Annotated in this window: 23 protein-coding genes; 11 read left to right on the forward strand and 12 right to left on the reverse strand. The window is 40.3% G+C overall.

Translation table 11 applies throughout. From position 1 onward, the window contains the following. Positions 1-245: 245 nt before the first annotated feature. The 8 genes from BCU84_RS11550 to BCU84_RS11585 all read right to left on the reverse strand — a co-directional run bounded on the left by BCU84_RS11550 (position 246) and on the right by BCU84_RS11585 (position 7051). Positions 246-1055 carry an ion transporter gene (locus BCU84_RS11550; protein WP_102528232.1) on the reverse strand — a complete coding sequence of 270 codons (810 nt, stop codon included), beginning with the start codon at positions 1053-1055 and terminating at the stop codon, positions 246-248. A gap of 153 nt (positions 1056-1208) precedes the next feature. Then, positions 1209-1532: a hypothetical protein gene (locus BCU84_RS11555; protein ID WP_102528233.1), complete on the reverse strand. Its 324-nt coding sequence runs from the start codon at positions 1530-1532 to the stop codon at positions 1209-1211. 29 nt (positions 1533-1561) lie between these two features. After that, positions 1562-2218, reverse strand: coding sequence for a hypothetical protein (locus tag BCU84_RS11560; RefSeq protein ID WP_102528234.1), 657 nt, complete (start codon positions 2216-2218; stop codon positions 1562-1564). Between the two features lie 7 nt (positions 2219-2225). Then, positions 2226-2915: a PspA/IM30 family protein gene (locus tag BCU84_RS11565; protein ID WP_102528235.1), complete on the reverse strand. Its 690-nt coding sequence runs from the start codon at positions 2913-2915 to the stop codon at positions 2226-2228. 11 nt (positions 2916-2926) lie between these two features. Next, positions 2927-3340, reverse strand: a complete 414-nt coding sequence (locus BCU84_RS11570) for a DUF2170 family protein (RefSeq protein WP_102528236.1) — start codon at positions 3338-3340, stop codon at positions 2927-2929. 80 nt (positions 3341-3420) lie between these two features. Beyond that, complete coding sequence (locus BCU84_RS11575; RefSeq protein ID WP_102528237.1) at positions 3421-5169, reverse strand: polyamine aminopropyltransferase; 1749 nt, start codon at positions 5167-5169, stop codon at positions 3421-3423. A 4-nt stretch (positions 5170-5173) separates the two neighbouring features. Beyond that, on the reverse strand, positions 5174-6073 hold the full coding sequence (locus BCU84_RS11580; protein WP_102528238.1) for a DUF350 domain-containing protein: 900 nt from the start codon (positions 6071-6073) through the stop codon (positions 5174-5176). A gap of 9 nt (positions 6074-6082) precedes the next feature. Then, positions 6083-7051, reverse strand: coding sequence for a hypothetical protein (locus BCU84_RS11585; protein ID WP_102528239.1), 969 nt, complete (start codon positions 7049-7051; stop codon positions 6083-6085). Positions 7052-7291: 240 nt separating this feature from the next. Between BCU84_RS11585 and glnE the strand changes: the two genes are divergently transcribed. The 3 genes from glnE to BCU84_RS11600 all read left to right on the forward strand — a co-directional run bounded on the left by glnE (position 7292) and on the right by BCU84_RS11600 (position 11918). Next, positions 7292-10159, forward strand: coding sequence for a bifunctional [glutamate--ammonia ligase]-adenylyl-L-tyrosine phosphorylase/[glutamate--ammonia-ligase] adenylyltransferase (gene glnE / locus BCU84_RS11590; RefSeq protein WP_102528240.1), 2868 nt, complete (start codon positions 7292-7294; stop codon positions 10157-10159). Positions 10160-10473: 314 nt separating this feature from the next. Next, on the forward strand, positions 10474-11442 hold the full coding sequence (locus tag BCU84_RS11595; RefSeq protein WP_102528241.1) for a sensor domain-containing diguanylate cyclase: 969 nt from the start codon (positions 10474-10476) through the stop codon (positions 11440-11442). A 194-nt stretch (positions 11443-11636) separates the two neighbouring features. After that, on the forward strand, positions 11637-11918 hold the full coding sequence (locus BCU84_RS11600; protein WP_102528242.1) for a DUF3081 family protein: 282 nt from the start codon (positions 11637-11639) through the stop codon (positions 11916-11918). 115 nt (positions 11919-12033) lie between these two features. Here BCU84_RS11600 and zapE read toward each other — a convergent pair whose 3' ends face one another. Both zapE and BCU84_RS11610 read right to left on the reverse strand, forming a co-directional pair. Continuing rightward, the gene (gene zapE, locus BCU84_RS11605) at positions 12034-13242 is read right to left on the reverse strand and encodes a cell division protein ZapE (RefSeq protein WP_102528243.1); all 1209 of its coding nucleotides are present in this window, start codon (positions 13240-13242) and stop codon (positions 12034-12036) included. Positions 13243-13330: 88 nt separating this feature from the next. Next, on the reverse strand, positions 13331-13951 hold the full coding sequence (locus BCU84_RS11610) for a response regulator transcription factor (protein WP_102528244.1): 621 nt from the start codon (positions 13949-13951) through the stop codon (positions 13331-13333). Between the two features lie 229 nt (positions 13952-14180). Here BCU84_RS11610 and BCU84_RS11615 point away from each other — a divergent pair, with 229 nt between their 5' ends. The 6 genes from BCU84_RS11615 (at position 14181) to aroG (ending at position 21146) form a co-directional block, all read left to right on the forward strand. Then, positions 14181-15500 carry a polymer-forming cytoskeletal protein gene (locus BCU84_RS11615; protein WP_102528245.1) on the forward strand — a complete coding sequence of 440 codons (1320 nt, stop codon included), beginning with the start codon at positions 14181-14183 and terminating at the stop codon, positions 15498-15500. Positions 15501-15979: 479 nt separating this feature from the next. Beyond that, complete coding sequence (locus BCU84_RS11620) at positions 15980-16318, forward strand: P-II family nitrogen regulator (RefSeq protein ID WP_102528246.1); 339 nt, start codon at positions 15980-15982, stop codon at positions 16316-16318. A 10-nt stretch (positions 16319-16328) separates the two neighbouring features. Next, positions 16329-17579: an ammonium transporter gene (locus tag BCU84_RS11625; RefSeq protein ID WP_102528247.1), complete on the forward strand. Its 1251-nt coding sequence runs from the start codon at positions 16329-16331 to the stop codon at positions 17577-17579. 98 nt (positions 17580-17677) lie between these two features. Next, positions 17678-18058 (forward strand): hypothetical protein, encoded by a 381-nt coding sequence (locus BCU84_RS11630; RefSeq protein ID WP_241906419.1) that lies wholly within the window; start codon positions 17678-17680, stop codon positions 18056-18058. 447 nt (positions 18059-18505) lie between these two features. Further along, positions 18506-19735, forward strand: coding sequence for a tetratricopeptide repeat protein (locus BCU84_RS11640; protein WP_102528248.1), 1230 nt, complete (start codon positions 18506-18508; stop codon positions 19733-19735). A 358-nt stretch (positions 19736-20093) separates the two neighbouring features. Continuing rightward, entirely contained in the window at positions 20094-21146 is a 1053-nt protein-coding gene (aroG, locus tag BCU84_RS11645) for a 3-deoxy-7-phosphoheptulonate synthase AroG (RefSeq protein WP_102528313.1), read from the forward strand. An 83-nt stretch (positions 21147-21229) separates the two neighbouring features. Here aroG and BCU84_RS11650 read toward each other — a convergent pair whose 3' ends face one another. Continuing rightward, on the reverse strand, positions 21230-21403 hold the full coding sequence (locus BCU84_RS11650; RefSeq protein WP_102528249.1) for a hypothetical protein: 174 nt from the start codon (positions 21401-21403) through the stop codon (positions 21230-21232). Positions 21404-21774: 371 nt separating this feature from the next. Between BCU84_RS11650 and BCU84_RS11655 the strand changes: the two genes are divergently transcribed. After that, positions 21775-23562: an ABC transporter ATP-binding protein/permease gene (locus BCU84_RS11655; protein WP_102528250.1), complete on the forward strand. Its 1788-nt coding sequence runs from the start codon at positions 21775-21777 to the stop codon at positions 23560-23562. A 138-nt stretch (positions 23563-23700) separates the two neighbouring features. After that, positions 23701-23949, forward strand: coding sequence for a hypothetical protein (locus tag BCU84_RS11660; protein ID WP_102528251.1), 249 nt, complete (start codon positions 23701-23703; stop codon positions 23947-23949). Positions 23950-24102: 153 nt separating this feature from the next. Here BCU84_RS11660 and BCU84_RS11665 read toward each other — a convergent pair whose 3' ends face one another. Beyond that, a complete protein-coding gene (locus tag BCU84_RS11665) occupies positions 24103-24303 on the reverse strand; it encodes a hypothetical protein (RefSeq protein WP_229369183.1) in 201 nt (66 codons plus the stop codon). Positions 24304-24346: the final 43 nt, after the last annotated feature.

Consider the following 24346-nt stretch of genomic DNA (forward strand, 5'->3'; position numbering starts at 1 on the left):
CTCCGTTGGAAATTTTGCTGTTTAAATTTCGCCGGAGCTGCGGGGCCTAATTCTTTAATAAAGAGTATAGAGGGAGTCGCAGTTCACTCCCTTTTAGTCTGGTGTGGGCGAAGCGCCACGACCTTGATTTAGATTTTGATTCGATTCAAATCTAGAAATCATCAAACTATATTATAAATGCTCAGACTTTATTATGATTTATCAAACATTAATATGAAAGCACAGGTTAATTTACTCTGCGCCGACTATTTATTATTGATCTCTTTACGCAAGCGGGTGATTTCTTCCAGCATCTGCTGTTGGTTCTTTTCCATTTGAGCTTGATTCTGCTCCATTCTGGAAATCGCTTTTTCAAGCTCAAATTTAATCTCATTTTTATTGGTTTCATTGCGTTCATTTTCATCTGGCGCAACAAATACTGACGCCATATAGCCTGAGATAACACCAAAAAAGCTCACGCCACTCATAATTACAATTGCCCCAACAACGTGGCCGACACTGCTCACAGGGTAGTAGTCACCGTACCCTACAGTTGAAATGGTCACGAGTGTCCACCAAATTGCTTGTTCAGCGGTTTCAATATTGGCACCTTCAACACCCGCCTCAACTAATAAAATCACGATAGACGCTGTGGTTAAGATAAACACCATTGCTAGTAATAGGCTGGCTAATGTGGTTTGTTTACGTTGTTTTAGTAACGGTACGATGAGTGCGCGGCTAACTCTAATAAGCCTAATGACTCGAAGAATTTGGAATACACGGGCGATACGCAGGGCTTCAATGGCAGGAATACTGGCAACAAAGTCGATCCAATGATGGCGTAGATAGAATTTTTTATTGCTGGCTTTGATTAGGCCATAGAAGAATCGCGACATGAATATCATACAGATACTGAGATCGATAAAAAGTAATAGCTGTCTTGTCTCAGGGTCGACATGACTGAATGTCAGGACTAATACCACGACGACAGAAAACAGTGATAACACCATCATGGCTAAATCAAATGGACTAGGACCATTTAAGGCTTTCAGTGACCAGCGTTTTTTTTCACTCATGTTAAAAATCCGTTTATACAATAAATCTTTGCAATGATGCTAACAATGTAACTGTGACGAGACAATCTCAAGGCATAAAAAAACACGCTCAAAGGCGTGTTTTATGTTCGATAAATATCATTACGGTATTAACCGTAATCAGTGGCTAACAAATTACACATCAACAAATTGGACTAAATCATCAAGCACGCGCTTTTTAATTTCAAGCTGTGCGTCTGATGCTAATCCATACCGTTGGGCCAGGATGACATAATCATCTTGGCTTAATGACACGGTCAATCTTGGTCGTTTAGGACGTTTTGTCACTTCTAAACCTAAGATAGAGCGAATTTGATCTGAAGGGCTAACACCTGCATCAAGCGCAGCTTTACGAATTAAGTATTGAAACTTTTCATCGAGGTCAAAAGCTACTTGAGTTGCTTTTGCTGCTTGCTGATTTTTAATCCATGTATCTGGTAATGATTTACCTTTACTCATGTCAGGTGTTACTCCTTAAATTGCGAAGATTAACTTGCTGGCCAAAACTCGCGAATGTCAGTCACTGGACGATACAAGGTTAACATTACATCTGTATCGCCGCCTTCGTACACTTCAATATCGACGGCTTGAGAATCTTCATTATTAACCAATGAATAGCTTTCAAATGCATTACCACGGTGCTGACTGCTATCATCTTGAGGTGGTTTTTGACCTCGGTAATCTTCACGATGGAAGTAACCAAAACAGCCAAACTCAACTTGATGATATGCGCTAGCAAGCCAACGTCCGTATTCGCTATCTAATTCATTGGACAATGAAAGGGTTTTCAGCTCAGCGTTACCTGGTTCTTCAAAAATTTGACCAAATTGGTCTAAATCAAATAGCTGTTCTACAACGGCTCGATTCACTTTGATTGAAAAACTTAAATACGCTTCATCTTCTTGATGATACGAGAGGTAAATGGCTGTGCCACTATGACCTCTAAGTAACCACTCACATTGCTGTGAGCGTTCATACTCATAGGTATGTACTTCTTCAACTTTAAGTTGCTGCCCACGTAACTGTTCAGGTAAAGCAAAACTATCATCAAGGGAGATCATATCTCCCTTGAGTAGCTTGTTTACATGATCAAGCTGACGTTTTGGGGCTTCTTTCTTGCCGAAAAGGCCACTTAGAAATCCCATAGCTTAATTAACCTTTTTTCGCTTTTAGGCGCTCTAATACAGCATTAGCATTAGATTTTTGCTCGCCAATACCTGCTTCAGCTAGTTTAGCGTGCAGCGACTTGTCACTGTTTTCTTCAGCTAAGGCTTCAGAAGCTTGTAGGCGGTCATCAAACGACTGTTGACGCGCTTTGATACGCTCTAAAGAATCTTTAGCATTCATTAGCTTCGAGTTACTTGAAGCAAATGAGTCAGTGATAGTCGCTGTGGCTTTTTGAACACTTTCAGTGGTCTTAACCATGCTTAGCTGACGTTGGTAATCAGTTAACTGACGTTCAGTTTTCTTCACTAAGTCTTTTAAACGTACTGCGTGAGCAGAGAAGCTTGTATTAGCTGACTCTTGGTCTGCAAGCTCTTGGTCAAGTTGAGCAATTTTCTCTGCGACTTCGATAGCTAAAGCTTCGTTGTCTTTTTCAAGCGCTTGAGTGGCATAACCTTCATGCTCAGTAATGCTACGCTTAAGGCGGTCAACTTCACGGCTGGCTTGCATTTCCTTGGCCATCACATCAGTTAATTCACGCTTCGCTTTGGTTAGATGCTTTTCTGCATCACGAATTTCTTGTTCAAAAATACGGGTAGAATTTGCGTCGACAATATTTTGACCGACTTCATTAGCACCACCGCGAAATGCCGTTAAAATTTTATTTAAAATGCCCATGATATGGCTCCTTACTTCAAAAATTCGACAAGTTCGTCGATGACTTCTAAACAGTTATCAGACAATACTGATAATTCTTGTTCAATCTCTTCCATGCTTGAGGTGACGGATAGTGCACCGTAAACCACATACTTATCATCAATTTTTGCAAACGATGAAAGTGGCATTGGAATATTAAGTTCCAGCATGGTTTCAAACATTTGAGTGCGAGTGTCTTCTTTGACTTCGCTCTCATCCCATAAGTAACTGATACACAAAATTTGGTTGTCAGTTACCGATACGAATACGGGTAATTCTTCACGACCAGCAACGTTGACTTGTAATACTTCGACATCACCGTCAATTGGGAAACAATCAAACTTCAAACCGGTATGACTCTCGTCGCCGAGTTCTGTTAGGTGATTAGCAATCTTATGGATATTCATATTTGTCCTTGTTGACATATTATGTCTTAGGTTTCAAAGATAGCACTTAGACATATTATGTCAAGGCTATTTTTGGTAGATTAAAAAAGATTCATCCCTTGATTCTCAGACCATGACGCTAAGTGGTAATGATAAAGCTGTAATGATCCAATTGTATTAATCTTAATATTGTCTTTGTCATCATAAAAGTTACCTGGGAATTCAAAAGAAGCGTGGATTAACCCCGGCGTTAACCAATCTTCTTCGATGGGTAACTGTTCGTTATGAGCTAGACGTGTTCTTGCATCGAGCCCTGAACGCGTTGCTATGGTCCAGCCCCACTCACCAAAACTAGGCACATTATGATGATATTGCTCAACCGTAAAACCAGCTGATTCGATAGTGTTACCTACCGAGATAAACGCTTGCTGGGCATGATAAGGCGAGGTCGACTGTACCGTCATTGCACCATCAGCACTTAATAATTCTGCCAGTTTGCGGTAAAACAAATCAGAATATAATTTATTTAAATCGGGATGGCTTGGATCAGGCAAATCGATAATGATCGAATCAAACTTTTGATTATCACTAATCAGTTTATCTACGCCATTAAAGGCATCATCGTAGATAAGTGTCACTCGAGGATCGTTTAGCGCATCACCATTTAATGCCAACATGGCATTGCTTACATGCTCTGGCATGTTGTCTTGTGGCTGCTTAAATAAATCTACTAACTTTTCATCAAGATCCATTAACGTGACTGATTTCGGCTGCCACTTTAATACCTGTTTGAGCCCTAGACCGTCACCGCCACCAATAATCAGTACATTGTCCTGTCTCGCACTTGCTGCCAGAGTAGGGTGGACTAAAAAGCTGTGATAGATGTGCTCGTCGATACTTGAGAACTGTAATCTGCCGTTAATATAGAGCGAGTAAACAGGCGCTTGACCATTACCCCGCAATCTTTCAGTAAAAGTTAATTGCTGAAAACGTGTGGCTTCTGCATACACAACTTTGTCTTTATACAGCAGGTTATTGAAGTTTTGTTCCCAACTTGGGCCATGCATTGCCAATAATACCAATACGCCACTGGCGATAAAGTGCCCAGTTAAGATCAACTTTGCCCAGCGGATCTGATCCCAAAAACGCCAGATAAACACAAAACCTGCTAATAAATTCACACTGGCAGTCAGTGCTGCTGCAAGTTGAATGTCCAGCGATAGCATGAACATAACCCAAATGGCTGCTCCGACACCTGCACCGACATAGTCAGCGCCGTATATGGTGCCCGCATTGTGCAGCAGATGTTCTTCTGAAAGCGATTGACGTACACGGGCAATCAGTGGGATTTCCATTCCGATCATCAAGCCCAGAATAACCCCCCAAACATAAGGTAAGTATTCACTTAAGTTTTGTAAGGTGCCAATAAAGCCGCCATCAGGAATATGATCAGGTGGTAGGCCTAGCGTATTGGCAATTATTAATGGCAGTTGTTGACCAAAGCCAATAACTGCAGCGGTGATTAAAATGGCCAATGAACCACAAAATGCCACTGTCAGTTCAAGTAAGGCAAAACCAGTAAAGGCGCAGCGAATTTTGCGAGCTGCAAAAGCACCAATACCCATAGACACAATCATAATACCAATCATGGTATAAATCGCGGCTTCAAGCGCGCCTAAAATACGGCCCGCATAGTGAGATAAGAGGTATTCGTAAATAAGACCGCAGCCAGCAAGGAGTGCCATAATGCCCAATAAAAGAGCATCATCGAACCAAGCTAAGCTGCGTTTAGAAGGACTGCTCTGCTTGTTGCTGCCCTCCTGGCCATTTTCAAGCAAAGTGTTATTCATCAAATTACGCCATTAATGCCGCAAGAATAAGGGCGATACTGACACTAATAGCAAGTTCTACGGCTGCAACACCGACGTTATGCTGTTTCTCTACTTCGTCAGTTAAGTTAATTTGCGCCAGTACTAGCTTTTTAACGACGGCCAATAATACTGATAGTGCAATTAACATGATTATAGAGAAGGTTAACCAACCAACAATATTCATAAAGTAAGCAGAAGGGTCATAAATGATGAAATGGCTTGCCGCATTAAAGGTAAATGCCATCGCAATCATATAACCACTGTGACGCACTGCAATAGCAACTTGGCCTTGTTCTAAGGCTTTTTGCATTGAATCACCTTGATTACGTTTCGCATATTGATGCTCACGGAATCGGGTTAAGATCACTAGCATTAGCTGTGAAATCAAAAACGCAGTGAAAATAGCAATAAAGGTATCAAGGGTGATGTCTTCAGCCCACATTAATACTGAGCGTATGATAATCGCAGTAGCAATTGCGGCAGCGGCATCAACAATAGCAATCGACATATTGCCATTAACGATTTGACTGTTTTTGTCCACTTCATTTAGCGCAACTTTATCATGTAAGAAACGGCCAAATTTAATCAATACTAAACCGAATACACCATAGAAAGTCATGCCTATAGCTTCCATTGCATAAGAGTTTGCAGCTTCACCAGTGATAGCACCAGTTAATACAATACCCAAGGCTAAAACCGCACCTGCTGTGCTAACACCAAAAGCGAAGTTATCGCGTTCAGCTAATTCTGCACGGCTATTGACTCGCACACTCCAGCCTTGTAGATAACGCATTAGCGCTAACAAAACTACCGCAATGGTAATGTCGATTGCTAAAATAATAGCCAGGTCTAGGGTGAGCCCGAAGTCAGTTAAAAATGTCATGATTATTCCTTATTTGCCTCGGCGTACACCGCGAGTTGTGCGGCTTGATGAATTACGGAAACTGCTGTCTTTAGAGTAGGTCGAACGGAACTTACTTGAACTTGCACTTCTGGTGCCCGTTGTACTGGCTTTTGGCGCTGAAGTACTTTGTCTTGATAAACTTGTAGAGCCTGTGCGAGATTTTGCGTACGGGCTATTAAACTGTTTACCTTGAGAGTTAAACGTTTTCTTGGTGTTCTCGTAGGTGCGATTTTGCGCACTAGCCTGCTTTGGCGATGTATAACGGTAACGGCCTACATCGTTGTAGTAGCTGTAACCACGGTTATTTGACCAACGGTCGTAACGTACTGGGTTCATCACATTTGAGAACATCGAGTACATGCCGTACCAGGCCCAAAATGACATGCCACTGGAGTTACTTTGCCAGCTACCATAAGACGGGTTACCGACAAGTTGACTACCTGCGCCAAAATCTTCACTGCCATTTGCCAGTGCAGCAGCTTCTCGGCTGATAGAATTAACTCGTGCAAGCTGCCCGCCAGATAAATCGGCTACAACATTGACTGGATCAGACAGCATATCGTTATACAGACTTGAATCAGCTGCTTGGTAAATATTCTGCGCTTCTTCTAACTGTTGATCTAAATCGATAAAGTTGGCTGAATCAGATAATTCACTGGTACGTCTTTGTAGGGACTGGAACATTGGCCCTGATGTTCCCGCATCTTTTGCGAGCTCATCTAATAAAGGGACTAAATCAGGTTTACTTTGCTTAAGTAAGTTAGCGTACTGATTGAGCAAGGTCGCATTACGCAATTCACCCGCATTGAGCATCGAGTTTAATTGCCCCAAACGTTGTTGAGACAATTGCTGATACTGAGCAATTTTTTCAGGTCTGTCGTCACCACAGCCTGTTAATGTTAAGCACAATATTATCGTTGAAAATACTGCGAGGACACGGGGAAGCATGCCAGCCATGTTTTCTCCAAATGGTAAGAAATTCATCTATAAATATAATAACAAACCGCATAAATATGTGCTCAATTACGACCAAATATTTATACGGTTAGGTATAACTAGTATACAGGTTATAGTAATCTTAATGGCATATTCAATTAAGACTTACATTAAACTTTTGTTATGAATGGTATAGCACATTTCGACATAATATGTCGATTGGAAAGTGTAACGCCGTATGTAAATTGCTGAAGGGATCGAATAATAATGCAAAACCAAAGTAACAATGCCTTATCTGCCGAATTATCTAACATTGCAGAACGTTACTGGTTAAGACTGTCTGATGAATGGCCTGAGGTTGCAGACAAACTTAATCAAACCCAGCAGCAAGAGTTAAGGACTGTTTTTGGGTTAAGTGATTATATTGCCGAGCAACTTTGTCGTAACCCTCACTGGATTGAAAGTTTATTCAATGGCTTAATTGAAGACGTCGACAGACAGACTTTTTCTGCAGAACTTGACGCTAAACTTGAAGTACTGACTTCAGAGGAGGCCGTCAAATCAGCACTGCGTCAATATCGAAACCTGCAGATGGTGCGCTTAGCGTGGCGCGATTTCAAAAATTATTCCGATGTTGAATCCTCGTTATTAGATTTATCTGCACTTGCTGAAGCTTTAGTTATCGCCGCACGGGATTGGCTTTATAAAGAAATGTGCCAGCAATTAGGCACGCCTAGCGATGAAGAAGGTAACCCACAACCTTTGCTTATTCTCGGGATGGGTAAGCTTGGTGGCCGTGAACTGAATTTTTCCTCTGATATCGATTTAATCTTTACCTTCCCAGAGCACGGCGAAACCATTGGCGGCCGACGCGCTCAAGCCAATCAACAATTTTTTATCAGAATGGGGCAGCGATTAGTTAACTTATTGGATCAAGTTACGGTTGATGGTTTTGTGTTTCGTGTTGATATGCGTTTGCGTCCTTATGGTGAAAGCGGGCCATTGGTTGTGAGCTTCAGTGGTCTTGAAGATTACTATCAAGAGCAAGGACGAGATTGGGAACGTTACGCCATGGTGAAAGCGCGAGTGCTTGGCCCTTGGACACAATACAGTGACGATTTACATGATCTGTTAAGACCTTTTGTTTACCGAAGATACATCGATTTCTCAGCAATCGATTCATTAAGAAAAATGAAACAGCTAATTGCCCAAGAAGTTCGCCGACGTCAATTGACCGATAACATTAAACTGGGCGCAGGCGGTATTCGAGAAGTTGAATTCGTAGTGCAAAGTTTTCAGCTTATTCGTGGTGGCAGGGAGCCGTCATTGCGCCAACAAAGTTTATTCGGTGCGATTGATACTTTATATAACTTAGGCCAACTTGAATATCTTGCGGTAGATGAGTTGAAGCACAGTTATATTCTGCTGCGGCGCGTCGAGAATTTACTTCAAGCTATTGATGACAAACAGACGCAAACCCTACCTGACAATAGTGTGGATTGGCAGCGGTTGTGTGTTGCGATGAAATGCGAGGATGAAACTGAATTAAGAGCCAAAGTGACCGATGCTATGGCGCGGATCCACGGCCATTTTAAAGAGACTGTTGGCGGTGAAGATGAACATGATCAAATTGAGCATTGGACCAGTCAATTATGGGTGATTGAAGATCCTGACAATGCAGCAGCGTTATTGGATGAGCATTTAGTGGATGATGTGAACTTTTGGCCTACATTAATTGAGTGGCGCTCCACCACCACAAAACGCTCTATTGGTCCTAGAGGACGCGAAACCCTTGAAAAACTCATGCCTAGGTTGTTGTCTGAATTGCTCGAACAACCTATTCCAAGTGTTGCATTAAAAGCAGTGTCTGGTGTGTTAGAGCAGATTTTAACTCGCACCACTTATCTTGAACTATTGTGTGAAAATCCTGGTGCTCGACAGCAGTTGATTAGCTTATGTTGCGCTAGCCCTTGGATTGCAGAAGAGTTAGCTAACTTTCCAATGTTGTTAGATGAGCTAATCGACCCATCGCAACTTTACGACACCACCTCAGTTGACGATTACCCAAGTGAATTAAGACAGTATCTACTGCGCGTGCCAGAAGATGACATGGAAATGCAGATGGAAGCATTACGACAATTTAAGTTGTCTCAGCAGCTAAAAATAGCAGCTGCTGATGTGACAGGGGTTTTACCTGTGATGGAGGTGAGCGATCACCTTACCTTTTTGGCTGAAGCGATAATTGAACAAGTTGTACTGCAAGCATGGCATCAAGTGTCGGCTCGACATGGAGTACCAGAAGGCACTAGCCCAGATAAAATGGGCTTTGCCATTATTGGTTATGGCAAGTTAGGCGGAATCGAACTCGGTTATGGTTCAGATTTAGATTTAGTATTCTTGCGTAATAGTCTCAACACCGGGGAAACCGATGGCAAGAGACCCATCGGTATTGGCCATTTCTATTTAAAGTTGGCACAACGCATTGTGCATTTGTTTGCCACGCGTACAACATCTGGCGAGCTGTATGAAGTCGATATGCGCCTAAGACCTTCAGGTGCATCCGGTTTATTAGTTACCGAAGTCGAGCAGTTTAAAGAATACTTGCAAACAGAAGCGTGGAATTGGGAGCATCAGGCGTTAGTTCGTTCTCGTTTTGTTTATGGTGATAATCAACTGGCTGCTCGCTTTAGTGAGATCAGAACTGAAGTATTGTCGCAGCCTCGAGAACTCACTGAACTGGCAAAGCTCGTCAGAGACATGCGTATTAAGATGCGTGACCATTTGCTAAAAGTCAGTAGTGATAAGTTTGATTTAAAACAAAGCGTGGGCGGCATTGCTGATATTGAGTTCATGGCGCAATATTTGGTGCTTGCTAACGCTAATGAGCATAAAGAGTTAGCCATTTGGTCTGATAATGTTCGCATTTTTCAAGTGCTAGCTGAGCTTGAAATTTTACCTATGATGACCGCACAACATCTGACGCAAACTTATTGTTGGTTACGAGATGAAAATCATCGACTGACCTTACAACAACAAAAGGGCCAAATAGATGCTGATGTTGCAGATAAAAATGTATCTCAGGTTATTGACATTTATCAGCATATTTTAGGTTCTGAACTTAACTCGTAGCAGTTGTGGTTATCAGTGATGGCTTTTAGTTAAATTTGCTATGGCTAATTAAAACCTTAACTAACCATGATGCTTAGGAAAAATATAAGTATCACAAAAGTAAAAAGCGGCTGAAGCTGCTTAGTTAATTACAACATATGGAAGCTCGCTTCACTTTTGACTGATTAATTAGAATAATGGTTCAGATATTTAGCAGAGTGAACCTAAAGCTGCTACGCTGAATGTTATCTAGTAACTGATTGAATTGAAATTTAAATACGTTACTGCTAATAATAAAAACAACACCTTACTCTTCGACACTCTGGGCTGGAAACATGTTAACTGCACCGATACGCGACAATGAAGAAGCGCGCTTACAAACCCTGCGGAATCTAAATGTATTAGATACAGCAGCAGAAGAGCGCTTTGATCGTATTACTCGATTAGCTAAACGGTTATTTTCAGTCTCTATATGTTTAGTGAGCTTAGTTGATGAAAATCGTCAATGGTTTAAATCGTGTCAAGGCCTTGTTGCTACTGAAACCCCACGTGATATTTCATTTTGTGGTCATGCTATACATCATGATGGGCCATTTGTGATTAATGATGCCTCAGCTGATCCTCGATTTAGTGATAACCCTCTTGTTACACAAGCGCCGCATATTCGCTTTTATACTGGCCACCCCTTAACCATGCCTAACGGTATGCGAGTGGGCACTTTATGTATCATTGATGATAAACCTCGTGAGTTTGGCGAAGAAGATCAAGTCGCACTTAAAGATTTAGCTGAAATGGTTGTGTCAGAGTTAGTGTCTATTCAGCAAACAACCTTAGATGAATTGACCGGGATTTCTAATCGCCGTGGTTTTGAAGTCTTGGCAAACCAGGCTATGGCGACGTGGGATAGAAATAACGTAGGCAGTTGCTTAGTCTTTTTTGATTTGGACTTTTTTAAAGAAATTAATGATTCTCATGGCCATGATGCTGGAGATCGGGCACTAAAAAGCTTTGCAAATTTATTGACCCAAGAGTTCAGAGACTCTGATGTTATTGCTCGCTTTGGTGGTGATGAATTTTTGGTATTATTTTGCGAATGTAATGATGGTCATGTGACATTTGCATTAGAGCGCTTTAAGCGTGCACTTAAAATGCATAATGCTACAAGCAATGAGCCATTTGAGCTTGCTTATAGTGTCGGGTTTGCTTCTCGAAAAGCGAAACAAGAACTTGATGTTATTCAGTATTTAGAACTAGCAGATAAAGAAATGTACCAAGTTAAAGCACTACATCACCACGAGCGCTGAAGCAAATTGATACATTATCTGGCCATTCCGTTGACGATTTTCCGAGCTTTATCACTGTTCTATTTTATCACTCGCCTAGACTAAATGAATGAATAAGTAAGTGATCTTTTTCAGCGCTAAATGCGTAAATTAAGTATTGCTTATTTAACAGATTATCATTGTCGTAATTGCAGTATCTAGTCAGGAGTCTTTCCATGAAAAATGCCATAGATATTTATCAAGCACTGAAAGTGTTTAATAAAATCACTGAATTTGGTGAAAAGCAGGCAAGTGACGCTGGCTATAACTCTACCTATCACCTTTGTGGCTTGCACGCAGAAACGGGTTATGACGGCTATACCATTACCCTAAGTGATGGCCGAACTTCGCTTAATATTTACTTTCATAATAAATATCAATTTGACTACCCTGATAATGAAGCATTTGAAAACTTTATGCGCCGCTTTAGTGACGTGATGAAACATACCGTTCAATAAGGTTAGGCTCCCATACATGGTACTTGGTGCTTAGTACTTGGCAGTTAGCATTAACTGACTCAGAGCTTGAATCCAGCCTTATAACTGATTGGTTTTTTACCAATATTTCAACGTGTTAAGTCCAGCGCTTCATTTCTATTAAACGACTGATGGTTCTTCTAAATTCAAAAGACAATGCACCACCAGTGTATAGCTCATCGATATTGAAGCAGGAGCAGACTGTCAGTGATACTTTTTGGTCATAAAACTCATCGACTAAACTAATAAACCGCCTTGCTGGATCATCATTGGTGGCGTAATTTAGCTGACGTTCACCTGTCTTTGTGCCTATAGCTGCATCTTCAGTGCCTCTGGCTTTAATCCAAGATCTAACTTCTCCACCTAGTTGCGGTATTTCATCAATTACGACATGTTCAAATTGACTGGCAATTTCTATGTAATCTAATTGAGAGCGGGGTCCGTCACATAGCGCAGCAAAATTAAACCAAATAAGTTTATTTACTCGGGCTTTAAAAGGAATTGGACGATTACAAATGATGATGTTGTCATTGTTAATACAAACAGCTGCTTCATGGGGATAGTATTTCCCAGCTAATTGAATAAATTCTTGGTGCTCCATCGTAAGAGGCAATGTAATTTGTTCTAGCAGTGGTGCGGCAGGGGCTTGGTTAATACGGTGATCAATCAAGCCGTTAAGTTCTACCTGATTAACTTGCTTAATTAATAGTTCAATAAAAGGTAAAAAACGCTCTCTTTGTAGCCCACCTTCATAGAGTCGATTAATTTCAATATTAGATGTAGCGACTAAAATGACGCCTTGATTAAATAAATGCTCGAATAGACGGCCGAGAATAATGGCATCACCAATATCTGAAACAAAGAACTCATCAAAGCAAATAACCTGATATTGGTCAGCGTATAGATGTGCAATATGAACTAGAGGGTCGTTAATTCCTTTACTGCTATTAAGTTGATGGTGAACAGCTGCCATAAACCGATGAAAGTGTAATCTGAGTTTACGCTCAGTGTTTAGATTATTGTAAAACAAATCCATCAAGAAGGTTTTGCCTCGGCCGACATCTCCCCACAGATACACACCTAACGGTGCGGCGTATTGGCTTTTGGAGGAGTTAGTTGAAGGAGAGGTTATCGTTTGTTGATTATTAAGTTGCATGAACAACTGGTTTAGTGCCGTGAGCGCTTGCTCTTGAGCGGGATCATCAATCAGAACATCGTGGGTTGAGTCCCGAGAGCTTGATTTAGATTGCACTATTTTAGCGCGATATAACTGTAATAAATTGGTTGTCACGCTATTGCTACTCATTAGCCAAAAAGTCATTCCATATAGCAAAGTATATCAGCAATTAAATTAGCTTATAGCGGGATTTCATTCTCAATTATCGAAATAGTGTTTATACCTGAGTGAAAACATAAGACAGCTGGCCTCGGCTTGAAACATTGGTTTTTTTGAAAATATTCTGAATGTGCATTTTAACGGTATTGATTGAGATACTTAAATTGGCAGCAATTTGCTCGTTAGATAAGCCTTGGCACACTAACGACAACACTTGCTGTTCTTTTTTAGTGGTTAATGAAAGTAACTCTGTCTGGCGCTGGGTGATAGGTTGGCGCTTACGGGATTGAATATAGTGCGACATAGCATCATGGCTAAAATAGAGTTTATTGTTATCTATATTTTTTAATGCTTCGATGATTTCGATAATAGAAGCTGAAACTGCCAAACCACCGTGAAAACCATTGGCGATTAGTAAGGTTTCAGTATCTGAGTTAAATGCAGTGCAAAAAGCAAGGTGTTTGCCTTCAGAGATAAGTTCTGCAGATAGATTTGGGATATGTTGCTTAGGATCATCAACAAAATGCAGAAGGATTTTTTTGTGCTGATCAGCTTGTTGCCAATGAAAGTCGAGAGGATCATGGCTGATAGTATTACATTTGAGTAGCTCAGTAATTTGACAGAGCTGTTTAGTCAGAGGCTCAGGAATATCGCCTAAGAATATATCCGATAAAATCATCTTACGTCCTTGTTAAATACAACCAACTATTGAAGTCCTTAACAATAGTTTGCTTATGTTAGCGAAGCGGATTATTACATATATTTTAGAAACACTGAAGTTATTAATGAATTAGCTAAATAAGCCTCGTTTTAAAGTGAATGACATGTAAATGCAATGTTATTTGTTGTTTTAATTTAGTTGGTTTACTATAAGTCGAAAATTTATAATAAAAAGGATACTGCTGGGTATGAATAACAAAGGAAACGGGGTGACTTTTATTGGTCCCGAAACTTCACTGGATGGGGAAATGACAGTAAAAGGGCCTGCTTTGATTGCTGGTCAAGTCAAAGGTGTTATTCGTTCAACAGACCAAGTTAAAATTGAAGTAGGTGGCGAAATTGACGGTGAGCTTTACTGTCAAGAATTACGAGTTTGTGGTGTGTTTAAAGGTTCTTTACACTGTAACAGTCTCGTCATCGTAAGCTCTGGTGTAGTTGAAGGTGATGTTTCAAGTCATAAAATGGAAATTTATGATGGTGGTCAATTCTTAGGTGCTAGAACTAAAGGCCCTGAGCAAGGCGTTTTACCTGAATTAGCGGCAGATGAACAACCTGTTGCTTCATATAACGCTCCATTTATCGAAGAGCCAGCATACGCCTCCCCAAAGGCTGAAGCGCCTATTGCAGAGGCGCCGATAGCACAGGCTGCAAAAGTGAGTAATGTTAACGTAATGGCTGAGCCGATTACGAATGTTGCTGTTGACGCTCCTCAAGTCAAAACTGAGATTAAACCAGAAGTTAAACCTGAACCAATTTCTGATATCAGAGACAACTTGCAAGCAGACATTCAAACGAATGAGCCTGTTTTAAAAGCAGAACCTAAAGCTGCTGCGCCGCAAGATCAACGTACTGCTGCAACATCAGCACCAGTACAAAGCAATGATGCTGAAGCTGCTTCAAAGCCAAAATCTAAACTTGAAATTAAGCCTCAGCCTAATCCTCAAGCGCAATTAGCAGCTAAAGCTGCGGCAGAAAAAGCGCAAGAGAAAAAGTCAGGTTCTACTAAGTTTGTTGTTGCTGGTGTTGTGTTAGCTGCTGCAGTAGGTGCAGTAGTTATGAAGCCTGAATTAGCAGAAGACTTAATGGCTCAATTCAATCAGCCTGCATCTCAAAATGAAGCATCTGTACCAGCAGTTAAAGATGTTGTCGTTGAAGAAGTTGTAGAAGCTGAAGACGTGTCAGAGCTTGATAATGTAGTTGATGCTGAAACCGCATTGGCTCAATTAGATGAAGCTGCACAATCTGAAGCCACGTCAGAGTTTGAAGCTGGCTTAGAAGAAGCGGCTGATGATCAGGAAGCATTATTAGCTGATTTAGGTACGAGCTTAGAGGCTGATATTGCAGCAGAAGCTGATGAAGTTATTGTGGCAGCTGAAGAAGCGACAGAAACTGATGCGGTAGATAAAACTCAAGTAGACAGTTTATTAGCTGATTTATTGGCTGAAGAACGTACAGAGTCAGTAGAAGCTGTTGATACTGTTGAAGACACTTCAACAGGTAATCTGTAACCTTTACAATCAGTCATTAGATTAACAGAATTAGATTGTTATATTTGACAGAAAAGAGTGAAATACCTAACGAAGGTATTTGATAAAAGGTCCTCAATTGAGGGCCTTTTTTTGTGCCATTGGGGCCAACTATATTTATACCGTCTCATCTTTTACCCACTTATATTTATTGCTTTATTATTCTATGGGTACTTTTATTAACGCTTTTATTTGCCGCTAGTCATTCGCCTTATTCTGGCTTTTAAAACTCCCACTAAACTCGTCAATTTAACCAAGTTTTAGTAAATCCATCGCACTCAATTCTCTGCGCTAATCTTGTGCGCACTGAAATGGAGCTGCACTTTGTTGGTGCGTTTTTGTCGTTATAAATATTATTGTTTTTATCATATCCCTTTAAAAACATGTACTTATAAGTTTGGCCTAATGATTGAATTGTAATTGGAAACAAATATATAACAATCACACTTTTGGAGGTCGAGATGAAACTCGTCAGCGCTATCATCAAGCCATTTAAATTAGATGATGTCCGAGAAGCAATTGCTGGAATGGGCATTGAAGGAATGACTGTAACTGAAGTAAAAGGTTTTGGTCGTCAAAAAGGGCACACTGAACTTTATCGTGGCGCAGAATATCAAGTTGATTTTCTTCCTAAAGTGAAATTAGAAATTGCCACTAAAGCAGAAAATTTAGAAGTATTACTTGAAGCAATTACTACAGCTGCCCATACCGGCAAGATTGGTGATGGCAAAATTTTCGTAACTGATCTTGAACAGGCAGTCCGTATCCGTACGGGTGAGCTTGATAACGAAGCACTATAAGGGGGCTGAAATGGAAGAGTTAGCAGCGTTAGGAACGACAGTCACTGAGTTACGTTTCGCATTAGATACGTTTTACTTTCTAATCTCAGGTGCATTAGTTATGTGGATGGCAGCTGGTTTTGCCATGCTTGAAGCAGGTTTAGTTCGCTCAAAAAATACCACAGAAATTTTAACTAAAAACGTATGTTTATATTCAATTGCGTGTGTGATGTACCTGTTAGTCGGTTACAACATCATGTATGTCGATAATGTTGAAGCGGGTTGGTTGCCATCATTTGGTTCGCTAATTGGTTCACAAGCAGATGGTGCTGACCATGCGCTTGAGTCTGACTTCTTTTTCCAAGTGGTATTCGTAGCAACAGCTATGTCAATTGTCTCTGGCGCAGTTGCTGAACGTATGAAGCTTTGGTCTTTCCTACTTTTCTCTGTGGTACTGACAGCCGTTATTTACCCAATTGAAGGTTACTGGACTTGGGGGGGCGGTTTCTTATCTGCTGCAGGTTTCGTTGACTTCGCTGGTAGTGGTATTGTTCATATGGCGGGTGCAGCTGCAGCTATTGCCGGTGTATTACTACTAGGAGCGCGTAAAGGTAAATACGGTGCAAACGGTTCAGTAAACCCAATTCCTGGTTCGAACTTGCCAATGGCAACCTTAGGTATGTTTATTCTTTGGATGGGCTGGTTTGGATTTAATGGTGGTTCTCAGTTATTGGTTTCTGATGCAGAAAATGCTTCAGCAGTCGCTAAAATCTTCGTTAACACTAACTCAGCAGCAGCATTTGGCGCAGTGTCAGCGTTAATTGTTTGTAAGATTGTTTGGGGTAAAGCAGATTTAACCATGATATTAAATGGTGCATTAGCAGGTCTTGTTGCTATTACTGCTGACCCATTATCACCATCATTATTGATGGCAGCTGTTACAGGTATTGTCGCTGGTGGTGTTGTTATTTTCTCGATTGTTGGTTTTGACCGTATCAAAATTGATGACCCAGTCGGTGCGATTTCTGTTCACGGTGTATGTGGTTTCTTAGGCTTAATGTTAGTTCCATTGTCAAATGGTGATGCAAACTTTGGTGCTCAGCTATATGGCGCAGCAGTTATCTTTGCTTGGGTATTCGCGGCTTCATTCGCAGTATGGTTTGTCCTTAAAGCGACTGTAGGTATCCGTGTAACCGAAGAAGAAGAGTATAACGGTATGGATGCATCAGATTGTGGTGTAGATGCCTACCCAGAGTTTGTTTCAATTAAATCAGCTAGTTAAATTTTGATTTAAATTGGAGTGAGGTTAGAAAAGCAGAGCTATTTAGCTCTGCTTTTTTTGTTATACTGAAAATAAGATAAGCCTTAAAAGGTCACACTATGAACATACGAATTATGAACACGCGAATGAAGCTGGTCGTCATGATGAGTATCACTGCTATGCTATTGAGTGTGTCAGTTTCACCTGCTTATGCAGGTAAAGTCGTGGTGCGCAAAGCCTCTGAACCTTTTGATGCTTTTGCCGTTAGAGATCAAGTACAACAAGATCATCAATGGCAAGAAATGTTACGTATGCAGCAACAGATCCAAATTTTACAGGCCTTACCGGTTGGTTGTTTGCCAATTGCCGTGCCATATCGCTATTTCAGCTGCTCAGGCAATGCTTATCGTCCTTATTCTTATCAAGACCAAGAACTATATATTCAAATTGATGAGCCAAGCTCGCAGCAAGTTCCACGAAAGCCGTCACAAAAACCTTAACGAGCAACAAAGCTAAGTACAAGGCTCAAAAAGCCTCTTATTATATTCTGAATAAAGCGGAGTTTTTACCTCATTACATAACTGGCGAGGAGTTGGATAAACTCCGCCATTACTGACCGTAGCATCACTGACAGTGCCCTAAAAATAGCGCTAACGGTGTTAACTCATTGCATCGCTTATATCACTCGCACTGCTAACATCAGATACAGTTGTGACTTGAATGGCTCACAGCTCACAGCTCCTAGCTCATTGTCATTGTCATAGTCATAGTCATAGTCATAGCCATAGTCATAGCCATAGTCATAGCCATAGCACATAAGTCTTAGTCAAATTTACCGTGGAAGTCATGCGCCATACTTGATGGCTTGATAAGTTTTGTAACGTTTAAGTGTCTCATTTTTTGTACTTGCATCTATGCTTAATAAAGGCGTTTGCTGGAGCATAAAAATGTTACAAAAAGATGAAAGTGAGAAATTTTTTTATGGCGGTATCTTAGTACCTACTAGGTTGCTGATTTATTGTGTTTATTTTATCGTTTTCTGTTTTATATTCTCCGTAATCTCAGGCTGTAGCAGCACGAGCCCAACTAAAAAAACACCTAATGTCAGTTCCTTATTCAATGATAGTGAGTTCACGGCTGTCACGATTCCAGATACTGATGCCATATTTGCACTGCCTGAAAAACTGAAAATAGAGATAAGAAGAGACTATGCGCGTTCAGGTGGTATTACCGGGACTAAAGTTCCTGTTAATAAATGGTTAGCTGAATACATTGATGCGCAAAATGGTGGGTTCGAATATCGTGACCATTTCACCAGAATGGCGAGTATAACGGCTGAGGAACGTGCTGGGAATTGTATGTCACTCGTGGTTTTATCTACTGCTATTGCTGATGTACTAGGTGTGCCTGTTAAGTTTCAAGATATAGATGTCGAGCCAATATGGGACAGGCGAGGGGGATTTTATTTAGTTAATGGTCACGTCAACATGAAGTTACTTCATGTGGATCAGCCCAATACATATAGCATGAGAGGTTCTGAAATCTTAGTGGACTTTTTACCTGAACGTTCAATAAGAGCTTACAGAGTGAAGCAAATCAATAAACAGACCTTAGCTGGGATGTATTTTAATAATGTTGCTGCAGAAGCCTTAGTGAAAAATGACTATGACTTAGCTTATGCGCTTGCTAAAAGAGCAATTGAACTCGATCCCTATTATGTTAATAGCATTAATACGCTGGCCGTGATTTATCGTCATAAAGGCATGGATGAGTTAGCCGAAAAAGCTTATCGTCATGTATTGCAGTTAGAGCCTAAAAATATTACCACTTTATATAATTTAGCCATTATTCTTGGGGAACAAGATAGATTAGAAGAATGGCAGCAAGTACATAAAGTGCTCGAGATAGCACGGATTAACAACCCATTTTATTACTTCGATATGGCTCAACAAGCCTACTTTGAAAAGCAATATCAAGAGGCGTTAGTTTGGTATAAGCGTGCAGTGGATAGAGCTGATTATCGTCATGAGTTCTATTTTGGGTTATCGCGGGCTTATTGGGCGACAGGTGACCAAAGAAGAGCGAAAAAAAATATGGAAAAAGCAATCGACTTGAGCCTTGATGAGACCAGTCAGCATAGATACAAAGGAAAACTGCAAGCAATGTTACGGCATTAAGCATTATTCTTATTAAGTTTCATCGCTTAATTAGTGCTATTGGCTGATACATAGCAGCCGCGGTTATTAAAACTATTTTCAGTTAGCACTGAAAATAGTTTTTATACGCTGTGCTTATGGCTGAAATACAAGTGCGGCTACAGGCAGAGTTAACCGAAATAAATGAATTTATTGAATATTTTGTAATGTTAAATTTAAAGTTATTTATTAACAGTGATTTATACTCATAAAATAGATAAAACCATAGATTGAGTGAATTATTGTATGGTACTGTTTGAATTATAAAGCTGTTCGTTATGCTTTACTGCCAACTGTTAAATTTGGCGTAAATAATCTGTTTGCTGGAGCTGTATCAACTATGTATTACCAAAATGATGACGTTAGAATTGACGAGATAAAAGAACTATTGCCTCCTATTGCTATTTTAGAGCGATTTCCGGCGTCAGAAACGGCATCAGCAACCGTGTTTAATGCGCGTGATGGTATTCACCGAATTCTGAATCGCCAAGATGATCGTTTACTTGTGGTTATTGGCCCATGTTCTATTCACGATCCTGTTGCTGCTTTAGACTATGGTAAGCGTTTAATTGCACTTCGCGACAAGTACAAAGACCAACTTGAAATCGTAATGCGTGTTTATTTTGAAAAACCGCGTACAACAGTAGGCTGGAAAGGCTTAATCAACGATCCATATATGGATAACAGTTTTAAGCTTAATGATGGCTTGAGAACTGCGCGTAAACTACTGGTTGATTTGAATGAGTCTGGTATTCCTACTGCGGGTGAATTCCTCGATATGATTACACCGCAATATGTTGCTGACATGATGTGCTGGGGCGCTATTGGCGCACGTACAACTGAATCACAAGTTCACCGCGAGCTCGCGTCAGGCTTATCGAGCCCAGTTGGTTTTAAAAATGGTACCGACGGCACCATTAAAGTCGCTATTGATGCGATTGGCGCAGCAAGTGCACCGCATCATTTTCTATCAGTGACAAAGTTTGGTCACTCAGCGATTGTATCAACGAAAGGCAATCCTGATTGCCACATCATTTTGCGCGGCGGTAAAGCACCAAATTACAGCGAATCACACGTCACTGAAATTGAAGCCCAATTAGAAAAAGCGAAACTACCAACCAATATCATGATCGACTTTAGCCACGCCAACAGCAGTAAAGACTTTAACAAGCAAATGCTCGTTGCTGAAGATGTTGCGGGACAAATTGGTTCTGGTAATCACAATATTTTTGGTGTGATGGTTGAGAGTAATATTGAAGAAGGCCGACAAGATCTTGTTGTGGGCAAAGAGCTTTGTTATGGCCAAAGTATTACAGATGCTTGTATTGGTTGGAGCGATACAGAGAAATTGCTGGCAACACTTAGCGAAAGCGTCATCAAAAGACGTGGTTAACGGTTAATGTGCCATTAATCACTCATCATCAAGCTCTTGAGTAAATCAAAGCTCAAAAAATAAGGCGCTATTCAGCGCCTTATTTATTTGTTGGTGTTTGCTAAATACTCATTGGCTTTAGCTAGGCTTCCAAATGCCGAAATAAGATTGTTTCTTCCTTTATCTTGAAGCTCAGGATTACCTGACTCGATCATCATCCATACCCATGTTTGTATTAATTGTAATGGTGGGTGCTGAACTTTTGCTGCGTCTAACATGTTACTTCCTTTGAACTGGGAAAAAATGTTAATGGCCAGTATAAATCGCCAAAAAGTATCCATTAAAGAGTATCAAATTCTTTTTAGTTGCTGAACTAGAAACACGAGAATAATTGCTTATTTAATGAAATATTTTATATAAACTATCCTTTTATACTACCAATTCGCAGTCTTGGTAAGTCTAAAGTATTATTCGATGGTCAATTTTTCAATATAATACGCTTACATTCATGTTGAACAACACTAAGGATTCTCACTGTTTATTGATATTAAATAGATCTTACCTCAAGCAAAAAGTGTTAACTTATTGTTGATGTGATGAATGTAGGCCAATGTATTTTTGAAGCGCAAGTATTTATGGGTGGAAGTAAATGAGACCGTCAGCGTATTTTGATGGACCAGTAGGCAAGCTAAACTGGAAAGTGGTGAGATTATTATGGCCTTACCTATTTGAATTTAAAGGGCGTATATTTTTAGCTATGTTGTGTCTGGTGATTGCTAAACTTGCCAGCGTTGGGCTTCCTTTCATTTTAAAAGACTTAGTTGATAGTTTAGATGGCCAGAAAACAGCAGCAATTGTTGCGGTGCCAGTCGCACTTGTTATTGCCTATGGCTCAGTGCGATTTTTGAATGTCATTATAGGTGAAATAAGGGATACGCTTTTTGGCCGCGTGACTGAACGTGCTATTCGACGCTTGGGTTTAGCTGTATTCGAACACCTACACAGGCTGGATCTCGATTTTCACTTAGATCGCAGAACAGGTGGTTTATCTCGTGATATTGAGCGCGGCACCAGTGGTATTAGCTTTCTAATGCGCTTTATGGTGTTCAATATCGTGCCGACGTTATTAGAAATCACTTTAGTGATCATTATTTTCTTTTTCAATTATGGTATTGGTTTTGCGCTCATAACCTTGATTGCTGTAGTGGCCTATATTGGTTATTCCATTGTGGCGACAGAATGGCGAACGGGTTTTGTTCGAGATGCCGCTAATGCAGACTCTTTATCAAATACTCGTGCGGTAGATAGTTTATTGAATTATGAAACGGTTAAATACTTTAATAATGAACGCTATGAATCTGAACGTTATGATTCAGCGTTAGATCAATGGGAAGTCGCTAAACGTAAAAATAGGCTGTCATTATTTGCATTAAATGCAGGACAAGCCTTAATTATCGCTGTGGCAATGACCTCGATGATGTGGCTTGCAGCGTCTGAAGTGACCGCGGGCAATATGACCTTGGGTGATTTCGTATTAATTAACGCTTTTATGATGCAGTTATTCATTCCACTTAATTTTTTAGGTTTTGTTTATCGAGAGATCCGCGGCGCATTAGCCAATATTGAACGTATGTTTGGCTTATTAGATAAAGTCCCGAGTATTCAAGATATTGCAGGTGCGTCTGAAGTGGTGCCAACAAAAGGCGAGCTGCGTTTCAATAATATTTGTTTTAATTATGATGAAAGACCGATTCTCAATGAGGTAAGTTTTACCGTTCCTGCAGGTCAAAAAGTGGCAGTAGTCGGTGAAAGTGGTGCGGGTAAATCAACATTAATTAAACTGTTATTTCGTTTTTATGATGTTGATAGTGGCTCGGTAACGATTGATGGAAAAGACATTAAACAACTAACTCAGCAAGCACTACGTCAATCGATTGCGATAGTGCCGCAAGATACCGTGCTATTTAACGACACGATTTATAATAATATTTTATATGGTAGACCTTCAGCGAGTGATGAAGAATTAAAAGAAGCGGTAAAATTAGCTAATTTGAGCGACTTTATTGAGTCGTTGCCAAATCAATGGCAAACCAAAGTGGGTGAGCGAGGTTTAAAGCTGTCTGGTGGTGAAAAGCAACGAGTCTCTATTGCTCGCGCGATTTTAAAATCTGCCCCTATCCTAGTGTTTGATGAAGCGACTTCATCCTTAGACAGCAAGTCTGAACAGGCTATTTTAACAGCGCTTAAAGTCGCAGAAAAAGGCCATACAAGTTTAGTTGTTGCGCACCGACTATCTACTATTATTGATGCTGATAAAATTGTCGTGTTAAGCCAAGGGAAAATCGCAGAACAAGGCACCCATCAACAGCTTTTACTACAAAATGGCGTCTATGCAAAACTGTGGCGAATTCAAAATGAGCAAACAATCACACTTTGATGTGCAGCTTGTAGACGTTTTCTCTCTTTGATAGTGCAGTTTTTGTGTATAATTAGCTTTAATTGCCTGGAAAGGATTGAGATCGTTTAGGTAAATAGGAAATTATCAGGTAATTAAGCCTAAAAATGGAGGTCGTTAGTGCAAAACATTTCTTTAATAGCAGCCTTAGAGGGTACACAACATAAAGTGACCACGGATTGGTTTGCGATTATGGCGACGCTGGAAAAGCGAGAAATGAATCAAGATGAATTGCAGTCTGTCTATGATGAATTATGCGCAGGTTTGATTGTGACTACCCGTGGACTAACACTCGCAAAAATAAATGATAACGATAGCGAAGATAGTTTATTGAAAGCGGATGATAGCGCGGCAGATATTTTGGTATAAACTTCTGTCGATAAGCCTCATGAGCAAACGGGCTTATTTAAAGACGTAAAAATGAAATTCACATAAAAAAAGCAATCCTTAGGATTGCTTTTTTATTGCTGAAATTGTCTCTAATTAGCTTAAAAGACTATTTTTTAGACTATCTGTTTTAAACTATCTGTTTTTAGACCAGCTATGACAGACCATCTTAATCATTGAATTTGGGTTAGCATCTTCCGTTAATCTGGTGATTTGTCCTTGTTCGAAACAGATTTTCTCGCCTTCAATTTCAGATAGCTTTTCGCAGTTGCTACAAGTTAACGAAATTGCTTTATTCGTTCTGTTAGCCGTCATTATTGAGTTTTCTGATTTCAAAAATAAGTCCCTAGGAATGTGCTCTACATCACAATTTTACACC

Origin of the sequence: Shewanella sp. 10N.286.51.B7, from assembly GCF_002873615.1 — a bacterium.
Classification (GTDB): Bacteria; Pseudomonadota; Gammaproteobacteria; order Enterobacterales; family Shewanellaceae; genus Shewanella; species Shewanella electrodiphila.

Coding starts and splice junctions, on each gene's coding strand:
- BCU84_RS11550 (WP_102528232.1), bottom strand. CDS start 1,055: ATGAGTGAAAAAAAACGCTGGTCACTGAAAGCCTTAAATGGTCCTAGT.
- BCU84_RS11555 (WP_102528233.1), bottom strand. CDS start 1,532: ATGAGTAAAGGTAAATCATTACCAGATACATGGATTAAAAATCAGCAA.
- BCU84_RS11560 (WP_102528234.1), bottom strand. CDS start 2,218: ATGGGATTTCTAAGTGGCCTTTTCGGCAAGAAAGAAGCCCCAAAACGT.
- BCU84_RS11565 (WP_102528235.1), bottom strand. CDS start 2,915: ATGGGCATTTTAAATAAAATTTTAACGGCATTTCGCGGTGGTGCTAAT.
- BCU84_RS11570 (WP_102528236.1), bottom strand. CDS start 3,340: ATGAATATCCATAAGATTGCTAATCACCTAACAGAACTCGGCGACGAG.
- BCU84_RS11575 (WP_102528237.1), bottom strand. CDS start 5,169: ATGAATAACACTTTGCTTGAAAATGGCCAGGAGGGCAGCAACAAGCAG.
- BCU84_RS11580 (WP_102528238.1), bottom strand. CDS start 6,073: ATGACATTTTTAACTGACTTCGGGCTCACCCTAGACCTGGCTATTATT.
- BCU84_RS11585 (WP_102528239.1), bottom strand. CDS start 7,051: ATGGCTGGCATGCTTCCCCGTGTCCTCGCAGTATTTTCAACGATAATA.
- BCU84_RS11595 (WP_102528241.1), top strand. CDS start 10,474: ATGTTAACTGCACCGATACGCGACAATGAAGAAGCGCGCTTACAAACC.
- BCU84_RS11600 (WP_102528242.1), top strand. CDS start 11,637: ATGAAAAATGCCATAGATATTTATCAAGCACTGAAAGTGTTTAATAAA.
- zapE (WP_102528243.1), bottom strand. CDS start 13,242: ATGAGTAGCAATAGCGTGACAACCAATTTATTACAGTTATATCGCGCT.
- BCU84_RS11610 (WP_102528244.1), bottom strand. CDS start 13,951: ATGATTTTATCGGATATATTCTTAGGCGATATTCCTGAGCCTCTGACT.
- BCU84_RS11615 (WP_102528245.1), top strand. CDS start 14,181: ATGAATAACAAAGGAAACGGGGTGACTTTTATTGGTCCCGAAACTTCA.
- BCU84_RS11620 (WP_102528246.1), top strand. CDS start 15,980: ATGAAACTCGTCAGCGCTATCATCAAGCCATTTAAATTAGATGATGTC.
- BCU84_RS11625 (WP_102528247.1), top strand. CDS start 16,329: ATGGAAGAGTTAGCAGCGTTAGGAACGACAGTCACTGAGTTACGTTTC.
- BCU84_RS11630 (WP_241906419.1), top strand. CDS start 17,678: ATGAACATACGAATTATGAACACGCGAATGAAGCTGGTCGTCATGATG.
- BCU84_RS11640 (WP_102528248.1), top strand. CDS start 18,506: ATGTTACAAAAAGATGAAAGTGAGAAATTTTTTTATGGCGGTATCTTA.
- aroG (WP_102528313.1), top strand. CDS start 20,094: ATGTATTACCAAAATGATGACGTTAGAATTGACGAGATAAAAGAACTA.
- BCU84_RS11650 (WP_102528249.1), bottom strand. CDS start 21,403: ATGTTAGACGCAGCAAAAGTTCAGCACCCACCATTACAATTAATACAA.
- BCU84_RS11655 (WP_102528250.1), top strand. CDS start 21,775: ATGAGACCGTCAGCGTATTTTGATGGACCAGTAGGCAAGCTAAACTGG.